Raw genomic sequence first — 18,709 nt, 5'->3', positions numbered from 1 at the left:
GACGATAACGAGACGACTGAACCCCCGACCACCGATTTACCGGGGACCCTTCACGCGTCGTTGACCAGACACGTCCGCAATGTCCGGACCGTCGCGGCGGGGACACCACGCTGCCGCGCCCAGCCCGCGAAGCCGCCGAAGTCGTCCTCGACGCTGTCCAGCAAGGCGCTGATCGTGCCCTCGGTGCACCGGAACAGCTCCTCGGGCAGCGCGAGCGAGCGGAAGCGCTCGATCACCCGGGGAAGACTGAACGCGCTGCGCAGATAGTCCTGGACGATCAGCTCTCGCGGAGCGCCCGCGAGGCCGAGCGCGAGGGCGGTCACGATCCCGGTCCGGTCCTTGCCCGACGCGCAGTGCACCACCGCGGGCCGGGCCAGCAGGACCGCCAGGATCTCCAGGGCGATCGGAAGGTTGTCGTCGTGCCGGAGATGGTCGACGTAGATCTCCTCCAGCGCGCTCGACCGTCCGCTTTGGACGGTCTGCAGCGGAACGTTCACGTAGCGGATGCCGGGCAACTCCGCCCGGCCTTCGCTGACCGTCTCCGCGCTGGAGCGGAGATCGAGGATGCCTTCGATCCCGAACCGGCCGAGCAGGAGTTCCTTGTCGGTGCCGGTCAGTGCCTGCAACGTGTCGCTGCGGAAGAGCCTGCCCTGCCGGATCGGCCCGCCGCCGGTGTCGCGGAAGTTGAACGCGCCGGTGAGCGCGGAAGCCACCGCGGTCACCGGGGTTCCCCCGCCGCCTCGGCGAACGTGATGACCCCGGCCGAACCGTCGACGGTGATCACCTGACCGGTGCGGATCCGCGCCGTCGCGCCGGGAACGCCGACCACCGCAGGGATCCCGTGCTCCCTCGCCACGGTCGTGCCGTGGGAGATCATCCCGCCCGTTTCGGTCACCAGCGCGGCGGCCGTCAGGAACAGCGGTGTCCACCCGGGATCCGTCGTCGCGGCGACCAGGATCTCGCCGGGTTCGATCCGCGCCGTGTTCGGGTCGTGGACGACTCGCGCCGGGCCGGTCGCCACTCCGGCCGCCGCCGCGAGCCCGGAGAGGTCGCCTCCGTCCGAAGCGGATTCGAGGGCGGGCGCGGTGCCGTCGGAAAGCAGGACCGACGGGACCCGGGGCCTGCGAGATTCCCGCTCCCAGGTCTCCCGCCGTCGAGCCACTGCCACCCGGAAGTCCCTGCTGTCCAAGGCTTCCCGGACCTCGGCGAGATCGAGGAACATCACGTCCTCGGCCCGGTCCAGCCGTTCGGCCCGGACGATCTCCTCGCCGATGATGAGCAGTTGCGCCCGGAGCGAGGCGAAACCGCGCATCAGGCAGAACTTGGGGAACTCGCGCAAGCCACGCAACCGCCGCGACCTTCGGAGCAGGAATCGCGCCAAGATCGCCCGGTGCAGCTTGGTCACGGGAAGCCGCCGGGTGAGCTCGACGATCCGCGCCTCGGCCGCCGCGGCCGCCTGCTCGAAGCGGGTTTGCGGGTCCTGCTCCTCCCCCTCCGCACGAAGCAGATTGACCAGCATCGCGAAAACCGGCTCGGGGTCGTCGGTCCAGCGAGGAACGCCGAAGTCGATCTCCGAGGTGGCACGGCAGCCGTAGTCCGCCAGGAACGCGGCGACCCCGCTCTGGATCACTTCCGGCAGGGTCCCGGCGAGCTGTTTGGCCGCCAGTTCGTCCGGCGCGGTGTCCAGCAGCAGCCGGAACGCCTCGTCGTCGCGCCGGATCGCGGACGCCGCCCGCCACAACGCCAGATCCATCTCGGTGGTCGGATTGTGCGGGATACCCCGGAAAACGGTGGCCACCTCGGCGTCGTCCACGTAGCCCCGCAGCAGTTGCCCGGCCAGCTGCCCGCCTGTCCCGCCGGCGGTGTTGGCGTCACGAGGGAGGTTCGCCTCGATCCGGCACGCCGAACGCCGGACTGATTCCACAAAGGACAGCCGCTCTTCCGCCGTCGCCTCGGCAGGCCCCGAGAAGGCGGCGATCCGCTGCTCGGCTTCTCGGACGACCCGAGCTCGGGCCTGGTCCGGCCACAACCACGCGGGAATCATCCGCTCCCAGCGGCGGCGCCGCTTCTTCGGCGGGGCATCCTGCTCCGAGCCGGACGGCACCGAAGGGAACCGGGGATCGCGGCCGAGTTGCTCGACGAGCTTTCCCGACGGCGCGGCGAGACTCTCCACGAACGCGGCCATCTTCGGCCGCTTCGCCGGGCTCCGCACGCCGTCGGTGATGTCCCAGTACAGCCATCCGTCCACATCGATGATCTCGTCGGAGAACCCGAGCGCGCTCATGTACACGGCCATCCCGCGCTGGCGTTCCCGGATCATCGACGCGCCCATCGGTGTGAAGGGCCGGCTGATCCCCTGGTAGACGTTGACCGACCAGTACGCGCGCGGCTCGCCCTCGCTCTCCGGGACCGGGAACAGGGTGGTGATGTGCCGCGACTGGGTCAGCCACAGCTCACCCTCCCCGTTGAACGCCCACTCGACGTCCTGCGGCGCACCGAAATGCTTCTCCAGGCGCCTGCCGACGGCCACGAGTTCACCCAGCTGGGCCGGCGCCAGGCAGCCGTCGTCCGGTCCTTCGAGGGATTCGCCGTCGACGGTCAGCCGGTGGTGATCCGGGGTCACCGCACCGGAAACCACCGCTTCACCCAAGCCGGGAGCGGCGTCGACGATGATTTCGGACCGGTTGCCCGACACCGGATTCGCCGTATACAGCACACCGGCGCATTCGGCGTCGACCAGCCGCTGCACGATCACCGCGATGGCGGGCGCGCGGTCGAGGCCATGGGCCGCCCGGTACCTGGTCGCCCGGTCCGACCACAGCGAAGCCCAGCATCGGCGCACCGCCGCGAGTACCTCCTCGGCGTCCCGGATGTCGAGGAAGGTGTCGTACTGCCCGGCGAAACTGGCGTCCGGCAGATCCTCGGCCGTCGACGACGACCGCACCGCGACAGCCACCGGCTCGCCCTGCGAAAGCCGTTCGTACGCCTCGACGATCCCGGTTTCGAGCCAGGCCGGGATCGGCACGCTCAGTGCGTGCGCCCACAATCGGCCCGCCTGCTTCACCAGCGATTCCGGGTCGCCGTCCGGGACCCTGATCAGCTCTTCGAGCAGCCCCGGTCCGTCTCCCTCGGACAGCACCTGCCGGTAGGCGGCGGTCGTCACGCAGAAACCTCCGGGGACGGGGAAGCCCGCCGAAGTCATCTCCGCGAGGTTCGCCGCCTTGCCACCGACGAGGTCGCGCGGGCAACCGCCCGCTTCGGCGAGCCCGAGAATGGCGTCGACTGTCACTTTCGTTACCTCCCAGAGAGTGTTTGCTTAGCCTAAGCTTGCATCCTCAACCTGGGTTGAGTTCAAATGATGTCATGGACTCCGCTTCGATCAGAGAGGTCGCCGACCGGTTCGACCTGCCGGTCTCGACCCTGCACTACTGGGAACGCCGCGGACTGATCAAGCCGCACCGGCGCTCCGGCCGGCGCTACTACGACACCGATCAGCTCTACCGGATCGCGCTGATCCGGCTGTGGCGGGACACCGGCCAGCTCAGCCTCGACGAGATCGCGACCGTGCTCGCCGGGCGCACCGCCACGCACGACTGGCGGGACACCGTTTCGACGCGGATCGAAGCACTGGAGTCCCAGCTCGAAAAGCTCGCCACCGCGCGGACCTATCTGCATCATCTGCTCAGCTGCCCCGAAAACTCGCTGGAACGCTGCCCGGAGTTCCGGTCCACAGTGGAGTTGCCGGGCGCTTGACCTCAAGCCGGGTTGAGCGGGCAAGGTTTCGTGGTATGACCGCGCAAGGCCTGATCGACACCACCGAGATGTACCTCAAAGCAGCCTACGAGCTGGAAGAGGACGGTGTCGTCCCGCTGCGCGCCCGGATCGCGGACCGGCTCGAGCAGAGCCCGCCGACGGTCAGCCAGACCGTGGCCCGCCTCCAGCGTGACGGTCTCCTGCTGGTCGGCGAAGACCGGCGGCTGGAGCTTTCGCCGGAGGGAAGGCGGATCGCGGTGCGGGTCATGGGCAAGCACCGGCTCGCGGAAACGCTGCTGTACCGGGTGATCGGGCTGGACTGGGCCCGGCTGCACGCCGAGGCCTGCCGCTGGGAGCACGTGATGTCCGACGAGGCCGCGCGCCGGATCTTCGACCTCTGCGGCGGGCCGAGGTTCAGCCCGTACGGCGGCCCGATCCCCGGCCTGGACTTCCTCGGCGTACCCGGCCTTTCCCCGGTGTCCGCGCCACCCGGCAGGCGACCGGCCACGCACCCCGGGCGGCGGGAGGTCCGGCTCCACCGGATCAGTGAGCGGATCCAGGACGACGCCGCCTTTCTCGGGACGTTGCTGGCCGCCGGCCTCACCCCCGGCGCACGGGTCACGCTCACGCCGGTGGAGGGGTGCCGGGTCGAAATGCGCACCCCGACGGCCGCGGTGGTCCTCGACCGGCGCCAGGCGTCGATGCTGATCGTGTGCGATCCCGTCGCCCCGGATTCCGCCGCGACGGCCCGTGCGCGATGCGTTGCCGCACCGTGACAGTTCGCCTTTAGACACCAAACAACTCTTTTCGTGCAAGCTCGCTCGTACCCTCCGAGCCAGGCAGTAAGATGTCATACAATCTGCCCATCTGATGTCCAGTCGTTCCTGGGGCCGAAGGAGGGAGAACCGCCATGCCACTCAGAGCGGCCAGCACCGCACGGCTCTCGTCCACTGTGGTCGAACAGTTCGAGGAACTCATCGAAACCGGCGAATGGCCGGTCGGCTCCCGTATCCCGCCGGAACAGGAGCTGGTCGAGCAGCTCGGCGTCGGGCGCAGCACGGTCCGCGAGGCCGTCCGCGCCCTCGAGCACGCCGGGCTGCTGGAGCCGCGCCGCGGCGACGGCACCTATGTCCGGGCGCGGCACGGTCTGTCCGCGGCGCTGCTGCGGCGAACCCGGGCCGCGAACGTTCTCGAAGTACTCGAAGTACGCAACAGCATCGAACGCCAGGCCGCCAGGACGGCGGCGGAACGGCGAAGCGACGAGGACGTCACCCGGATCACCGAGGCCCTCGCCGCCCAGCACAAGGCACGCGACGCCGGGGACGAGGAGGCTTTCCTCGCCGCGGACAACGAATTCCACGCCGCGATCATCGCCGCCACCCACAACGCGGTGCTGATCGAGCTGTGGGAAGGACTCAGCTACGCGCTGAGCTCCGGGGTGGCGACGGTGATGGCCGAGCTGCGCCGCGAGCACATCGACTTCCCGGATCACGACACCCTCGCCGAGGCCATCACCGACGGCGACGCCGTACGGGCCGAACGGGCCGTCGCGGTGATCATCGACGCCGCCGTCGCGGTGCTGACCAAGGCACAGAACAAATCCGGCTCCCGCAAAAGGAAAAGCACGCCGAAACGCCGGTGAGCCGCCGGGCCGGTCAGCCGAGGTGGATGGCCGGCCGGTAGAGGTCGAACCAGTGGTGGAGGTCCAGCACCCGGTCCAGACCGTGCCGGGTCTGGCCCGACAGCGTCGTCGCGTCGGACTGGACGGCGTCGTACACCCAATCCCGGTTCACCAGCTCGAAAACCGGCGAATCGATGTCCGCCAGCACCTGTTTCGCCTGTGACTGAAGCGCGACGGCGTACCCGATGTCCTGTGTGGACGGATAAGGGCTCTTCAGCCGCTCGGCGACAGAGGTGGGCAGAAGATGCTTCGTCGCCTGCCTCAGCAGGCTCTTCTCCCGGCCGTCGAAGTTCTTGAACGCCCACGGGGTGTTGTAGACGTACTCGACGAGCCGGTGATCACAGAACGGGACCCGGACCTCCAGCCCGACCGCCATCGACATCCGGTCCTTGCGGTCGAGCAGCACCCGGACCCAGCGGGTCAGGTTCTGGTGACAGATCACGCGCATGCGGCGTTCGAGGGCGTCGTCCCCCGGCAGCTGCTCGACCTCCGCGACAGCGGAGGCGTACTCGTCGGCGGCGTAGGCGGGCACGTCCAGCACCTCGCGGACGTCGCGGCGGAGCAGGTTCTCCCGGTCACTGGTGACGGCGTTGCGGAACACCAGCCAGGGGAACATGTCGGTGGTGCGGGACTCCTCTTCGAAGAACCAGCGATAGCCGCCGAACACCTCGTCCGCCGCCTCGCCCGACAGGGCCACTGTGGACTGACGGCGGATCGCCTTGAACAACAGATACAGCGAGAGGTCGACGTCGCCGAGCCCGGACGGCATGTCCCGCGCGGCGACGCAGGCCCGGCGCACGTCGGGATCGGTGAGCTCGGCCGGATCCAGCACGACGTTCTCGTGCACCGAACCGACGAGATCGACGACATCGCGGATGAACGGCGAATCCGGGGCGTCGCGCATCTCGTCCGGGCGGAAGTTCTCCTCCTGCCCGGCGTAGTCGACCGAAAACGTGCGCAGCGGCTCACCCGACGCCGCGAGACGCGACGCCGCGATCCCGGTGACCGCGCTCGAATCCAGCCCGCCCGAGAGCAGTACGCACCTGGGCACGTCGGAGACCAGCTGACGGTGCACGATGTCGGTCATCAGCTCGCCGACCCTGGCCACCGTCGTGTCACGATCGTCGGTGTGCGGAGTGGTCCGCAGCCGCCAGTAGGTGCGCGAGCGGATCCCGCGGTCGTCGACGGTGACGATCGTCCCCGGCTCGACCTCGTGCATGTCCTTCCACAGCGACCAGCCGGGTTTCTTGGTGAACGCGATCAGTTCGCGCAGGCCGTCCGCGTCGACGGCACGCGGCGCCCGCGGGTTCGCCAGGATCGCCTTCGGCTCGGAGCCGAACAGCACCCCGCCGGGAGTCGCTTGGTAGTAGAGAGGTTTCACGCCCATGCGATCCCGGATCAGCACCAGTTTCGCGGTGCGGGAGTCCCAGACGGCGAAGGCGTACATGCCGTTCAGCCGTTCCGCGACTCCCGCTTCCCATTCCAGGTAACCGCGCAGAACCACCTCGGTGTCGCTGTCGGTGAGGAACCGATGCCCCTTGTCCCGCAACTCTTTCCGGAGCTCGGTGTAGTTGTAGACCTCACCGCTGTAGACCAGCGCCACCTCGCCGGCCGGGGTGGCCGCCGACATCGGCTGCACACCGCCGGGCAGGTCGATCACCGCGAGCCTGCGGTGCCCGAGCGCGGCGTGGCGGTCCAGCCAGACACCTCCGGCGTCCGGACCGCGGCAGGACATCGTGGCCGTCATCGCGTCGAGGACCGGTCGCTGGTTCCGCAGGTCTTCCTCGAACGAGACCCAGCCGGTGATTCCGCACATTTCGCCTCCCAGTACCTGTGGTGTCAGCCGAAAACGGGTTCCGCGGTCCGGGTCCGCTTCAGCTCGAAGAAATACTCGAATCCGGTGAGCGCCCGGACGCCGTCGAAGATCCTGCCCGCGGCCTCACCGCGCGGGACCCTGGCGAGCACCGGGCCGAAACAGGCGCTGCCGTCGATCCGCACGACCGGCGTGCCGAGGTCCGGCCCGATCGCGGTCATCGCCTCGTCGTGGCTCGCGCGGATCGTCTCGTCGAGCGTCGTGTCCGTTCCGGCACCGGCCAGTTCGGACGGCAGCCCGGCCGCTTCGAGCGCTTGTCCCGTGACCTGGCGGTAGTCCTCGTTCCCGCCGGGATGGATGCGCAGGCCCATCTCGGTGTACAGGGGTTCGACGGTCTTCTCGCCGTGGTCACGGGCGGCGGCCGCGATGACCCGCGAGAGGTACCAGCCCTCGCGCATCATCACTTCGTGCTTCTCGGGCAGCTGATGGCCTTCGTTCAGCACGGCGAGGCTCATCAGATGGAAGCGCAGGTCGATCTCGCGTACTTCGGCCGCTTCGAGCAGCCAACGCGAGGTCTGCCACGCCCACGGGCAGATCGGGTCGAACCACAGGTCGGCGCGGACGGGGGTCTCGGTCATCGCTGTCCTCCTCGGACGGTCGCCGCTCAAGCGAAGGAAGCCGGGGTGTACGCGCCTTCGGCACGCGCGGCCTGGAGCACTTCCGGGTAGATGACCGATTTCGGGCGGTCCCCCGCCACGATGACGATCATCAGGCTCTCTTCCGTACCGGGATCGGCCGCCAGGTTGGTGAACCGGCGCTGCAGCCCGGCGGGCAGGGAGATCACGTCGAACGGGCCGAGGTCGACGTACAGGTCGTCCTCGTCGTTGCAGCGGAAACGCCAGGTGCCGCTCAACGGGATGAAGGTCTCGTTCGTGTCGTGGTTGTGCAGGATCGTGCCGTTTCCGGGCGTGGCCTTGACGTAGGCGAGGTTGAAGCCCTCGGCGATGTCGATCGGCGCGTTCCCGGAACTCTTCGCGCCGATCGGGGAGATCACCTGCTCGTCGTCGGCGCCGCCGCGCTCCGGCGGACGGAAGCCGATGACGTTGAACATCACCCGCGCGCAGCCCGCGAGCACCGTGTCCGGGGCGCCGCCGTCCGTGCCCGCCAGGTCGGTGAACTTGGCGACCCTGGTGCGGAGGTCATTCTCGCTGAACCGGATACTGGCCATGAGGTCGTTGGGCATTCCCGTCTCCGATCTTCGAACGTCGGTCGATCACTGGGGTTTTCCCGTTGCTTCCGGATTCGATGGTGGTGAGCACGAGGCTGTGTGCGGGAACCACGACGCCGTCCCCGATGGTCACGGGGCCGAGCACCGTCGCCTTGGCGCCGACGACCACACGGTCGCCGATACGCGGATGCCGGGCTTCACCTTCGGGTCTGGCGTTGTCCCGCCAGAACCCGACGGCGCCCAGCGTCACCTGCTGATAGAGGGTCACGTCGTCGCCGATGACGGCGGTCTCGCCGATCACGACGCCGTTGCCGTGGTCGATGAAGAATCGTCTGCCGATCCGGGCGCCGGGATGGATTTCCACCCCGGTCAGGGTTTTCGCCACGTTCGACAGCAGCCGGGCGAGGATCCGGTGGCCGCGACGGTGCAGCCGGTGCGCGATCCGGTGGATCCAGACCGCGGGCAGCGCGGGATGACAGAGCGCCTCCAGGAGGGAGGTCACCGACGGGTCTTTGTCCATTGTGGTCGCGAGGTCCTCACGCAACCGGAAGAGGGACCGCCGCACGTCATTCGGCCGTCTGCTCGGCCTTGGCCCAATCCTCGTCGGGGCCGGCGTCGGCGAACAGGGTCACGACGACCTGGTCGGGGCCGAAGCGTTCGGCGACCTTCTTCGCGCTGAGCCACGAAGCCGCGGCGGAGGCGCCGATCGAGGTGCCGGTGAGTTTCCGGTACGCCACCATTCCCCGCAGCGATTCGGCGTAGGCGACGTGCAGCTGCTCCGCGCCGGGAACCTGGGTGTCGACGAACGGCTGGCGCAGCCCGTTGCCGAAACCGCCGGCCCCGGCGAACCGGGGTTCGGAATGCGGTGCCCGCTCGGTGCCGTACGGCATCTCCGACGGCGTGACCCCGGCGACGGCGATGTCCGGCCAGCGCGTGCGCAGCGCTCGGTGGACTCCTGCCAGCGTGCCACCGGTACCGATCGCGCTGACCCAGGCGGCGGGCCGGTGCTCCCCGAGCTGGTCGAGGATCTCTTTGCCGGTACCGAATTCGTGGGCGGCGACGTTGGCCATGTTCCGGTGCTGCAGGAGCGGGGTGAGCCCGGGTTCGGCGGCGGCGATCTTCTCGCACACCTTGATCATCCCGAGCAGACCGCCCGCCGCGTCGGCGAGCTCGATCTCCGCGCCCGTCTTCTCCATGGCGTTCAGCAGGCTCGGCGGGATGACGGACGGGACCACGAGCCGGGTCGGGATCCCCGCCAGCTCGCCGAGCCCGGCCAGCGCGCGGGCCATGTTCCCGGCCGAGCAGTCGAGCAGCCGCAGCGGTTCCGGCCCGGTGTGGGCGGCGATCGCCCGGCAGAACAGCGCGAACGCGGTGCGGTCCTTGACCGAACCGAACGGATTGGCGAATTCGTACTTCGCCAGCACTTTCGCCCCGCCCGGCGGGCCGGGGACTTCGACGAGCGGGGTGTCGCCGAGCCTTCCGGCGAATTCCCGCAACCCGGGATGCCGGGCCAGCGCGACCGCCTGATCCGGTGCCTCGGCGAGCGGTTCCTCCACAGAGAGAGCGATCTCTGGCTGAGCGGTGTCGGTCATGTGAGTCCTTCCCCAGGCGCCACTCGAGCAGCGCGGTGATCAGCGCGGCGTGGTGTTCGGGTGTGGATCCCCCTCGGCGGATCCGGATTCTCCGGTGGCGGAAAACGCTCGTACCGGCGGTCCGCGGGACAGGGCCGCCGGTTTGACGGCCGCGCGCGGATCCGGATTCAGGCTAGCAAGTAAACACCTGCTCTGTCGAACATCTGATGTTCAGTCATCCGCTTGCCCGACACACACGGACGAGTGGTCCGGTTCGCCCGAGTTGACCTCAACCCGGGTTGAGTGTGCAAGGTTAGGCTAACCACACCTGATCGATCGGAGACGGACATCAGCACCACGTCCCTGCGCCCGCTCACCCTCACCGCCACCGCGGCGGCCCTGCGGGACGGCACGGTCACGAGCGTCGGCCTGACCGAGGCGGCGATGGCCGCCGCGGATCGCGGCGACGCGGTCTACGGCGCCTATCTGACCCGCCTCGACGAGACCGCTTTCGCCGCGGCGAGACGGGCGGACGTCGAACTCGCCGCCGGGCTGGACCGCGGACCGCTGCACGGGATCCCGATCGGCGTCAAGGACATCATCGCCACCGCCGAAGCCGCGACGACGGCGCAAAGCCTCGTGCACGACCGCGGCTGGCTGGCCGGAACGGACGCGACGGTCGCCACCCGGCTCAAGGCGGCGGGCGCGGTGCTCACCGGCAAGACGACCACCATGGAGTTCGCCTGCGGGATGCCGGAACAGGAGCATCCCTTCCCGATCCCCCGCAATCCGTGGCGGACCGGACGCTGGGCGGGCGGTTCGAGTTCGGGCGCCGGGATCGGCGTCGCGACCGGGATGTTCCTCGCCGGGATCGGCTCGGACACCGCCGGCAGCATCCGGGTCCCCGCGGCGTTCTGCGGGGTCACCGGCCTGATGCCCGGCTACGGCCGCGTGCCGCGGACCGGCTGCGTGCCGCTGGGCTACAGCCTCGACCGGATCGGCCCGCTGGCCCGCACGGTGCGGGATTGCGCGGCCGTATTGGCAGTACTCGCCGGACCGGATCCGGCCGATCCCGACTCGGACGCCGAGCCCCTGCCGCGGCCCGAGTACCGCCGCGACCTCACCGGGCTGCGGATCGGCGTCGTCCGGGACCGGCACTTCCCGCCCGGCCGGGATCCCGCGCTGGACGGCGTCTTCGCCGAGGCGCTCGCGGTCCTCGCCGGGCTCGGCGCGCGGCTGAGCGGGATCACGCTGCCGCACCCGGCGGAACTCGTGACCGCCGTCCAGGTGACCGTCGCCAGCGAGGCGCTCGCCCAGCACCGCGCCGAACTGTGCCACCGGTGGCTCGACTTCAGCCGCGGGACCCGCGGGCTGCTGGCCACCGGCGCGCTGGTGACCGGCGCCGACTACGTCCAGGCCCAGCGCGTGCGGCGGGTCGCGCAGCGGGCGATCGACGCCCTCTTCACCGAGGTGGACCTCGTCGTCTGCCCGACGGCGTCCGTCGGCGCGCCCCGGTTCGAGTCGCTGCTCTCCCCCGCCGGGCTACCGGAGAACGACGAGCTCTTCGGCGTGATCAACACCCCGTACTGGAACGGGCTCGCCAATCCGGTGCTGGCGCTGCCCATGGGGTTCACCGCCGACGGGCTGCCGCTGTCCCTGCAGCTGGCCGGGCCGGTGCGCGGCGAAACGGCGCTGCTGGAAGCGGGCGACGCGTTCCAGGCGGCCACCGGCTGGCATCTGCTGACCCCGCCGGAGCCGGTATGAGCGAGCCGGAGATCCGCGTACTGCTCGCGGCCGCGACCCTGCCCGCCACCGAACCCGAGATCGCCGGGCTGGCCGCGCGCTATTCCTGGCAGCGGGCGGCGATCGACGCGCTGTACGACGTCCCCGCGGCCCGTCACGCGCTGCCCGTCCTCGGCTTCCGGACGGGCGATGAACACGCAGCAGGAACAGGAAAGGTTTCATGAACACCTCTTCTCCCGCCCGCCGCCGCGACCATCTGGTGCTCGCGCTGGCCTGCCTCGGATCGTTCGTGGTGGTACTGGACGCCACGATCGTCTCGGTCGCCCTGCCCCGGATCCGCGCCGACCTCGGTTTCGCGGCCGCGACGCTGCCTTGGGTGGTCAACGCGTACACGCTCGCGTTCGCGGGCGGTCTGCTGCTCGGCGGCCGGTGCGCGGACGTCTTCGGGCGGCGCCGGATACTGCTGGCCGGGATGGGCCTGTTCGCGGGAGCGAGCCTCCTCGCCGGGCTGGCCGGTGATCCGGCGCTCCTGCTGGCCGCGCGGGCCGGGCAGGGGGTCGGCGGCGCGCTGCTGATGCCCGCGACGTTGTCCCTGCTGACAGATACCTTCCCGGCCGGGCCGAGGCGGGCCCGCGCGTTGAGCACGTGGAGCGCGATCGGTGCCGTCGGCGCCGCCTCCGGTCCGGTCACCGGCGGTCTGCTGACCCAGTTCGCGGGCTGGCGCTGGGTGTTTTTCGTCAACGTGCCCCTGGGCCTGATCGCCGTCGCCGGCACCCTGGCCTTGCTGCCCGGCCGGTCCCGGTCCGGACCGGCGCATCGGCTGGACGTCGTCGGCGCCGTCCTGGCGACGGCCGGGCTGACCGGTGTGGTGTACGCCGTGATGGAGTCGGAGCTGGTGGGCTGGAGCGCGCCGGAGGTGTCCGGCCCGCTGATCGCGGGAATCCTGCTGTGCGGGCTGTTCCTGCTGCACCAGGCGCGCTGGGCGGCGGCTCCGCTGGTACCGCTGAGCCTGTTCCGGCACCGCGCGGTCCGCGGCGCGAATCTGGTGATGTTCCTGCTGGGACTGGGTTTCTTCGGGGCTCCGGTGCTGATCTCGTTCGCGCTGCAGTACGTGCACGACGCGGGTCCGCTCGCCGCCGGGCTCGGCTTCCTGCCCGCGGGGCTGGCGATGTTCGCCGGCGCCAAGGCCGCCGGACCACTCACCATCCGCCTCGGTGCCCGGCGCGCGGCGGCACTGGGCTGCACCCTCGGGGCGGCGGGCCTCGCCGGGGTCGCCCTTTCCCTCGGCACCGCCGGTTCGTCCGTGGCGATGATCGTGCTGCCGAGCGTGGTGTTCGGGTTCGGTACCGCGTCGGCGTTCACCCCGTTGACGGTGTCGGCGACCAGCGGCGTGCCCACCACCTCGGGTGGTGTGGCCGCCGCCGTGCTCAACACGGTGCGGCAGACCAGCGGCGCGATCGGGCTGGCCGTGCTGAGCACGATCGCGGCGGTCGCGGCGGCGGGCCGGTCTTCGGTCCAGGAAGGACTCGCGCACGGGTACTCCGTCGCGTTCGCCGTCTCGGCGGGCTGTGTCGCCGCCGCGGCCGTCGTCGCCCTGATCGTCCTGCCACCGCGAACCGCGGAACGGCTCGCGGCCGCCACCGGTCGGGTCCGCGGGCTGGACGGCGACCCGGTGCCCGGCGCGGTGGTGCTGCTGGTGAACCCGGAGGGCGGCCGCGTCGTCCGCACGGTCACCGACGAGACAGGCTGGTACCACGCGGCTCCCACGGCGCCGGGTCCCCATCTGGTCATCTGCACCGCGCCCGGCCATCAGCCGTCGGTCGGGCGGATCGTGGCCGACGACACGCCCGTGCGACACGATGTCGTGGTCGGGCCGGTCACCGGTGTTTCGGTGGGCCCGTGAGCCGCCTGTCACCGTGCCGTCGCGGCGAGCCTCGGCACGATCCGCTCGGCGGTGTAGCCGATCGCGAGCGCCGAGGGGAAGGCGAGTGCCTGCGCCTCGGGCCTGTCGAGCGCGAGGTAGGAACCCCGTCGTACGGCCGGGATCCGGGCGAACAGCGGCTCGGACTCGAAGGCCTGCCGTTGCTGAACCGATTCGTAAGTGATCAGCACGATGTCCGCGTCGAGCAGATCGAGCCGCTCCGGGCCGACCGCCGCGATGCCCTTGGTGGCCGTGGACGGAAGCCCGGTGACCTTCTCCGACAAGCGCAAACCGAACTGTGCCAAGGAGACCGCGAGGACGTCGGCGGCGGAGTTCTTGGTGTAGACCTGGCCGGCGCCGCCCACCGAACTGAACGTGAACGTCTTCCCCTCCAGCGCGGCGGCGTCCCTCGCCGAGGCGATCTTCGCCATCGTGTCGTCGATCAGCCGCTCCGCTTGGGCGTCCTTGCCCAGTGCCCGGCCGATCCGCCGCGTGCTCTCCTGCCACGGATCGAGGTTCGGCCCGGTGACGTAGGCGAGCACGGGCGCGATCTCCGCGAGCTGCCGATGACCGGTTTCCAGGTAGTAGTCGCCGACCGCGAGGATGAGGTCCGGCCGCAGCGCCGCGAGCCGCTCCAGCGGGCGGTCCGGCCCCGCTCGGATCGGTTCAGGAGGCCCGGCTCCGAGCAACGGCCCGACCCACGGCTGGATCCCGTCCGCCGTCGAAGTGCCCAGCTGCGTCGCGACCGGGATGACGCCGAGCGCGACAGCGGCGTCGATGTCCTGTCCGAAGCCGAGCGTGATCACCCTGCGCGGCAACCGATCCAGCACCGTGGGACCGAACTTCCCTTCCAGCGTCACCGAAAAACCGCCCGATGACGCAGGATCGTCCGCCCTTCCGGGCGCACAGCCGGCGAGCACGAAACCGGCCGCACCGGCCAGGAAGACACGGCGGCTCGACCGGCCGGGTAGGTCCATCAGCTGCATCTGCGCACTCCACGAAGTCGGACACGGAACGGAGGTTTCCCAGGCCACCCCAGGGCGACACCGAGGTGCCGGGCAGGCGCTACCTACTTAGGTAAGGCTGCCAAAACATCGGCTGTTGCGCTAGTCATACGTCTGCTGTTAGGTTGAATCCTGCCCGCAATCGGGCGTGCTTCCCTTGCGAAAGGCTCGGTGTTCGAGCCGGTGCAGCGACGGTCGGGTTCTGGGCTTCGGCGGCTGCATGTTTTCGACGTTCGTCATCCACGCACTTGGGGGTGCTAGTGAACGAGGCCGCCGAAACTGTCAAGCCCCGATATCAGATTCCTTCCGCACGGCGGGGATCCGTTGTCGACGAAGAAGAATTCACAGTACTCAGAACGGTTCTGCAGAACGATCTCGCGTTGACGGCGGGGCCGTGGCGGGACCGGTTCGAAACCCAGTTCGCCGCCTACACCGGCTCCCGGTACGCGTTGTCCGTGACCAGCGGCACGGTCGCACTGGAGATCGCCATCCGGTTGCTCGATCTCCAGCCCGGCGACGAGGTGATCGCGACCACCCAGACGTTCCAGGCGTCGATCCAGCCACTGCTGGATTCCCCGGCGCTGGTCCGCTTCTGCGACATAGATCCCGAAACGCTCAATCTCGACGCGCGGAAGTTCGAGGCGCTGATCACTTCGCGGACCCGGGCGGTCATCCTGGTGCACTACGGCGGGAATCCGGCCGACATGGCGGAAATCTGCGCCGTCGCGGCCCGGCACGACGTACTGGTGATCGAAGACTGCGCCCACGCGCTCGGTTCGGGTTATCGCGGGCGGCGCCCCGGCTCCCTCGGCGACATCGGCACGTTCAGTTTCCACTCCTCGAAGAACATCACCACCCTCGGCGAAGGCGGCATGATCACCTTCGACCGCGACGACTGGGCCGTCCGGGTCGACCGGATCCGGTCGAACGAGGTCGACATGGTCTCCGGCCCGGTCAGCGGGATCCTCGGTTCACCACCGGAAACCCTGCCGTGGATGAAGTTCTCCGAAGCGGTCTACCGGGAATCGTTCACCGGGATCCACGGCGCCGGAACGAACGCGACCCTGTCCGAGGTCGCCTGCGCCGTCGGCACCGTGCAGATGCGCAAACTGCCGGCCCTGGTCCGGAGACGGCGCGAGATCGCGGCCAAACTCGACGAAGTGCTCGGCGGTTACCCGCAGATCCGGCTGCCGCTCGTCGAGCCGGGCAACGAACACTCTTACCACCTCTACACTTTCTTCGTCACCGAAGGCGATGACGCCCGGCACGCGCTCGTACGGGCACTCGATCACCGCGGCGTCGAGATCCAGTTGAGGTATTTCCCCTTGCATCTCACCCCGGAATGGCAGTCCCGAGGGCACGGTCCCGGCGAATGCCCGACCGCGGAACGGATCTGGTTCTCCGAACACATGAACCTCCCGTGTCACCCCAATCTGACCGACACTCAGGTCGCGCTCCTGTGCTCCGCGCTCCGAAGCAGCCTCAACGAGGTCTTCGGCAGGCGAGCCGTGCTGAGCCACAGCTGAGCTGATCCCGCTCGAAAGATCGGAGCGTGTTCCGTCATGCCCTACATCCATGTCCAGATCCTGGAAAACCGGATCACCGAAGAGACCGAGCCGAAACTGATCGCCGCGATCACCGACGCGGTGGTCGGCACCTACGGCGAAGACATCCGCGAACACGTGTGGGTGGTACTGGACCCGGTACCCGCGCACCGCTGGGGCCTCGGCGGAAAACCCGTCGCGCCACGGCCTTCCTGACCGGCGCCCTTCCGAACAGCTGGGAGTACTGGTGAAATTCGGCTTGAACTTCTTCCCCGTCTTCTCCCCCGACCGCAAAACGGCGGGTGACTACTACCGCGAGGTCATCGATCTGGCCGAACGGGCCGATCGCGCGGGACTCGAACACGTCCAGACCGTCGAGCACTACGGATCCCCTTACGGTGGCTACAGTCCGGACCCGGTGACCCTGCTCGCCGCGATCGCGGCGAGGACCGAACGGATCCGAATCACGACCGGCGCGGTGATCCCCGCCTTCACCCATCCGCTCAAGCTGGCCGGGAAACTCGCCATGCTGGACAACCTTTCCGGCGGGCGGCTCGACGCAGGTTTCGGCCGTGGCTTCCTGCCGGACGAGTTCGACTGGTTCGGCGTCCCGATGGACGAAAGCCGCCGCCGCTTCGACGAAGGCGTCGACGCCTGCCGCCGTCTTCTGTCCGAAGTGGACGTCAAGTTCGACGGCGAGTTCCACAGCTTCGGCCCGGTGACGCTGTTACCCCGGCCGGTGCAGCAGCCGTACCCGCCGTTCTTCGTCGCCTCCGCCTCGAATCCGGAGTCGTGCGCCGCCGCGGGCACCGCCGGGCACCACCTCCAGGTGGTCCCGTCGATCGTCAGCCAGGAGACGCTGACCGAGATGATCACGGGCTACCGCACGGCGTGGGCGAAAGCGGGACGGCGGCCCGAAGACGGCCGCATCCAGATCAAGTACACCTGCTATCTCGCCGAGGACCGGGCGACCGCGCTGGCCTGGGGTGAGAAGTTCGAGAACAACTACATCGAGCAGATGAGCGGCGCGATCGCCTCGTGGGCGTCGACGACGTCGAGCGCGTACCAAGGCTACGAGAAGATCATCGAGAAGGTCCGCGCCTACGACTTCGGGAAGTCCTTGACGCAGAACAAGGTTCTCGCCGGGACCCCGGACGACGTCGCCGCGCAGCTCGCCTGGGTCGCCGCGAATTTCGGCAGCGACCTCTCCGTCAGCGTGCAGCTGAACCCCGGATATCTCGAACACGAGCACGCCGTCCGCGCACTCGACCTGTTCACCACCGGCGTGGTGCCCCGCTTCGATGCCTGAGCCCGACATCGACGTCCTCGTGGTCGGGCTCGGCGCCTGGGGCTCGATGGCCCTGTGGTCGCTCGCGAGCCGGGGCGTCCGGGCGATCGGCGTCGAACGCCACGGCCGCGGCCACTCGCTCGGCGCGTCGCACGGCGGCAGCCGGATGTTCCGCATCACCTGCCTCGAACATCCGGGGCTGGTACCGCTGGCGCGACGGTCCGCCGAGCTGTGGGACCTGCTCGGGCGTCAGGCCGGGAAACCGTTGCTGCACCGGTACGGCGGCCTCCTGATCGGCGCCCCGGACTCGGCGGTGGCCGGCGGGACGCTGGCCGCGGCGAACGAGCACGGCATCGAGGTCGAACCGCTCAGCCGCACACAACTCGCCGGACGGTTCCCCCAGCACACCGCGCTGGCTCCGGACGACATCGGCGTCTGGGAACCGTCCGCCGGGCTGCTGCGGCCGGAGGCGTCGATCCGGGCGGCGCTCGGCGCGGCGGAAACCGCGGGGGCGCGGATCTTCACCGGCACCGAGGTCACCGGGATCGAATCGATCGACGACGGCGTCCTCGTCCACAGCCCTGGCCGGACCTGGCGGGCGCGGCGCGTGGTGGTGGCGACCGGATCGTGGCTGCCGTTCATGACGCCGTTGCCGGAGCTTCGGGTGGTGCGGATGCCGGTCACCTGGTTCGAACCCGACGGCGACGCCGAGCGCTTCCGGCTGGCGGACTTCCCGGTGTTCATGCGGGAACTCGACGGCGGCACCGTGCTGTGGGGCTGCGGCGCGGATCCGCCGTACGACGTCAAACTCGGCCTGGAACAGTTCGGCGCCACCGCGGTCCCGTTCGATCCGCTGGACACCGACCGTTCGGTGACCCCGGCCGACTGGACGGCGTTGCGTGCGGCGCTCACCGGTCACCTACCCGGTCTGCGTCCGGAGCCCTCGCGGGTGGCGGTGTGCATGCTGACGCTCACCCCGGACGGGCAGTTCGTGCTGGGCTCCCTGCCCGACGCGCCGAACGTGATCGTCGCGGGCGGCGACAACGCGCACGGATTCAAACACGCCACCGGGATCGGCGAACTGCTCGCGGATCTGGCCACCGATCACGAACCACGGATCGACTTCTCGTTCATGGACGTCAAGCGATTCAGTTGACACACGC

18 protein-coding genes are annotated in these 18,709 nt (G+C 69.7%); 10 read left to right on the top strand and 8 right to left on the bottom strand.

What is annotated here, in order from left to right:
* Nucleotides 1–50 precede the first annotated feature (50 nt).
* Both ACFOSH_RS37040 and ACFOSH_RS37035 read right to left on the bottom strand, forming a co-directional pair.
* On the bottom strand, nucleotides 51–722 hold the full coding sequence (locus ACFOSH_RS37040; protein ID WP_378245156.1) for a tyrosine-protein phosphatase: 672 nt from the start codon (nucleotides 720–722) through the stop codon (nucleotides 51–53).
* The gene (locus ACFOSH_RS37035; protein WP_378245154.1) at nucleotides 719–3,289 is read right to left on the bottom strand and encodes a PEP/pyruvate-binding domain-containing protein; all 2,571 of its coding nucleotides are present in this window, start codon (nucleotides 3,287–3,289) and stop codon (nucleotides 719–721) included. The genes ACFOSH_RS37040 and ACFOSH_RS37035 overlap by 4 nt, the downstream gene beginning before the upstream one ends.
* A 74-nt stretch (nucleotides 3,290–3,363) precedes the next feature.
* Between ACFOSH_RS37035 and ACFOSH_RS37030 the strand changes: the two genes are divergently transcribed.
* The 3 genes from ACFOSH_RS37030 to ACFOSH_RS37020 all read left to right on the top strand — a co-directional run bounded on the left by ACFOSH_RS37030 (nucleotide 3,364) and on the right by ACFOSH_RS37020 (nucleotide 5,395).
* The gene (locus tag ACFOSH_RS37030) at nucleotides 3,364–3,753 is read left to right on the top strand and encodes a MerR family transcriptional regulator (protein WP_378245152.1); all 390 of its coding nucleotides are present in this window, start codon (nucleotides 3,364–3,366) and stop codon (nucleotides 3,751–3,753) included.
* 35 nt (nucleotides 3,754–3,788) lie between these two features.
* On the top strand, nucleotides 3,789–4,529 hold the full coding sequence (locus tag ACFOSH_RS37025) for a metal-dependent transcriptional regulator (protein ID WP_378245150.1): 741 nt from the start codon (nucleotides 3,789–3,791) through the stop codon (nucleotides 4,527–4,529).
* 134 nt (nucleotides 4,530–4,663) lie between these two features.
* Nucleotides 4,664–5,395: a FadR/GntR family transcriptional regulator gene (locus tag ACFOSH_RS37020; RefSeq protein ID WP_378245148.1), complete on the top strand. Its 732-nt coding sequence runs from the start codon at nucleotides 4,664–4,666 to the stop codon at nucleotides 5,393–5,395.
* A gap of 13 nt (nucleotides 5,396–5,408) precedes the next feature.
* Here the strand turns inward: ACFOSH_RS37020 and asnB are convergent, their stop codons facing one another.
* Genes asnB through ACFOSH_RS36995 form a run of 5 tightly spaced genes read right to left on the bottom strand, consistent with a single transcriptional unit; the run spans nucleotide 5,409 to nucleotide 10,067 of the window.
* On the bottom strand, nucleotides 5,409–7,250 hold the full coding sequence (gene asnB, locus ACFOSH_RS37015) for an asparagine synthase (glutamine-hydrolyzing) (RefSeq protein ID WP_378245146.1): 1,842 nt from the start codon (nucleotides 7,248–7,250) through the stop codon (nucleotides 5,409–5,411).
* Nucleotides 7,251–7,273: 23 nt separating this feature from the next.
* Complete coding sequence (locus ACFOSH_RS37010; RefSeq protein WP_378245144.1) at nucleotides 7,274–7,885, bottom strand: mycothiol-dependent nitroreductase Rv2466c family protein; 612 nt, start codon at nucleotides 7,883–7,885, stop codon at nucleotides 7,274–7,276.
* A 26-nt stretch (nucleotides 7,886–7,911) separates the two neighbouring features.
* A complete protein-coding gene (locus tag ACFOSH_RS37005) occupies nucleotides 7,912–8,490 on the bottom strand; it encodes a hypothetical protein (RefSeq protein WP_378245142.1) in 579 nt (192 codons plus the stop codon).
* The gene (epsC, locus tag ACFOSH_RS37000) at nucleotides 8,447–9,040 is read right to left on the bottom strand and encodes a serine O-acetyltransferase EpsC (protein WP_378245140.1); all 594 of its coding nucleotides are present in this window, start codon (nucleotides 9,038–9,040) and stop codon (nucleotides 8,447–8,449) included. The genes ACFOSH_RS37005 and epsC overlap by 44 nt, the downstream gene beginning before the upstream one ends.
* A gap of 1 nt (nucleotide 9,041) precedes the next feature.
* Nucleotides 9,042–10,067, bottom strand: coding sequence for a pyridoxal-phosphate dependent enzyme (locus ACFOSH_RS36995; protein WP_378245138.1), 1,026 nt, complete (start codon nucleotides 10,065–10,067; stop codon nucleotides 9,042–9,044).
* Nucleotides 10,068–10,349: 282 nt separating this feature from the next.
* Here ACFOSH_RS36995 and ACFOSH_RS36990 point away from each other — a divergent pair, with 282 nt between their 5' ends.
* Genes ACFOSH_RS36990 through ACFOSH_RS36980 form a run of 3 tightly spaced genes read left to right on the top strand, consistent with a single transcriptional unit; the run spans nucleotide 10,350 to nucleotide 13,692 of the window.
* Nucleotides 10,350–11,810, top strand: a complete 1,461-nt coding sequence (locus ACFOSH_RS36990; RefSeq protein ID WP_378245136.1) for an amidase — start codon at nucleotides 10,350–10,352, stop codon at nucleotides 11,808–11,810.
* The gene (locus tag ACFOSH_RS36985) at nucleotides 11,807–12,013 is read left to right on the top strand and encodes a hypothetical protein (protein ID WP_378245135.1); all 207 of its coding nucleotides are present in this window, start codon (nucleotides 11,807–11,809) and stop codon (nucleotides 12,011–12,013) included. Before ACFOSH_RS36990 ends, ACFOSH_RS36985 begins: the two co-directional genes overlap by 4 nt.
* Nucleotides 12,010–13,692: an MFS transporter gene (locus ACFOSH_RS36980; protein ID WP_378245133.1), complete on the top strand. Its 1,683-nt coding sequence runs from the start codon at nucleotides 12,010–12,012 to the stop codon at nucleotides 13,690–13,692. Before ACFOSH_RS36985 ends, ACFOSH_RS36980 begins: the two co-directional genes overlap by 4 nt.
* Nucleotides 13,693–13,700: 8 nt before the next feature.
* Here ACFOSH_RS36980 and ACFOSH_RS36975 read toward each other — a convergent pair whose 3' ends face one another.
* Complete coding sequence (locus ACFOSH_RS36975) at nucleotides 13,701–14,696, bottom strand: iron-siderophore ABC transporter substrate-binding protein (RefSeq protein WP_378245131.1); 996 nt, start codon at nucleotides 14,694–14,696, stop codon at nucleotides 13,701–13,703.
* A gap of 272 nt (nucleotides 14,697–14,968) precedes the next feature.
* Between ACFOSH_RS36975 and ACFOSH_RS36970 the strand changes: the two genes are divergently transcribed.
* Genes ACFOSH_RS36970 through solA form a run of 4 tightly spaced genes read left to right on the top strand, consistent with a single transcriptional unit; the run spans nucleotide 14,969 to nucleotide 18,702 of the window.
* Entirely contained in the window at nucleotides 14,969–16,240 is a 1,272-nt protein-coding gene (locus ACFOSH_RS36970; RefSeq protein WP_378245129.1) for a DegT/DnrJ/EryC1/StrS family aminotransferase, read from the top strand.
* Nucleotides 16,241–16,276: 36 nt separating this feature from the next.
* Nucleotides 16,277–16,474, top strand: a complete 198-nt coding sequence (locus tag ACFOSH_RS36965) for a tautomerase family protein (protein ID WP_378245127.1) — start codon at nucleotides 16,277–16,279, stop codon at nucleotides 16,472–16,474.
* Between the two features lie 31 nt (nucleotides 16,475–16,505).
* Nucleotides 16,506–17,567, top strand: coding sequence for an LLM class flavin-dependent oxidoreductase (locus ACFOSH_RS36960; protein ID WP_378245125.1), 1,062 nt, complete (start codon nucleotides 16,506–16,508; stop codon nucleotides 17,565–17,567).
* Nucleotides 17,560–18,702: an N-methyl-L-tryptophan oxidase gene (solA, locus tag ACFOSH_RS36955; RefSeq protein WP_378245123.1), complete on the top strand. Its 1,143-nt coding sequence runs from the start codon at nucleotides 17,560–17,562 to the stop codon at nucleotides 18,700–18,702. The genes ACFOSH_RS36960 and solA overlap by 8 nt, the downstream gene beginning before the upstream one ends.
* Nucleotides 18,703–18,709: the final 7 nt, after the last annotated feature.

This window comes from Amycolatopsis speibonae, assembly GCF_042647925.1.
Lineage (GTDB): Bacteria > Actinomycetota > Actinomycetes > Mycobacteriales > Pseudonocardiaceae > Amycolatopsis > Amycolatopsis speibonae.
This window is presented reverse-complemented; position numbering and strand designations above follow the sequence as displayed.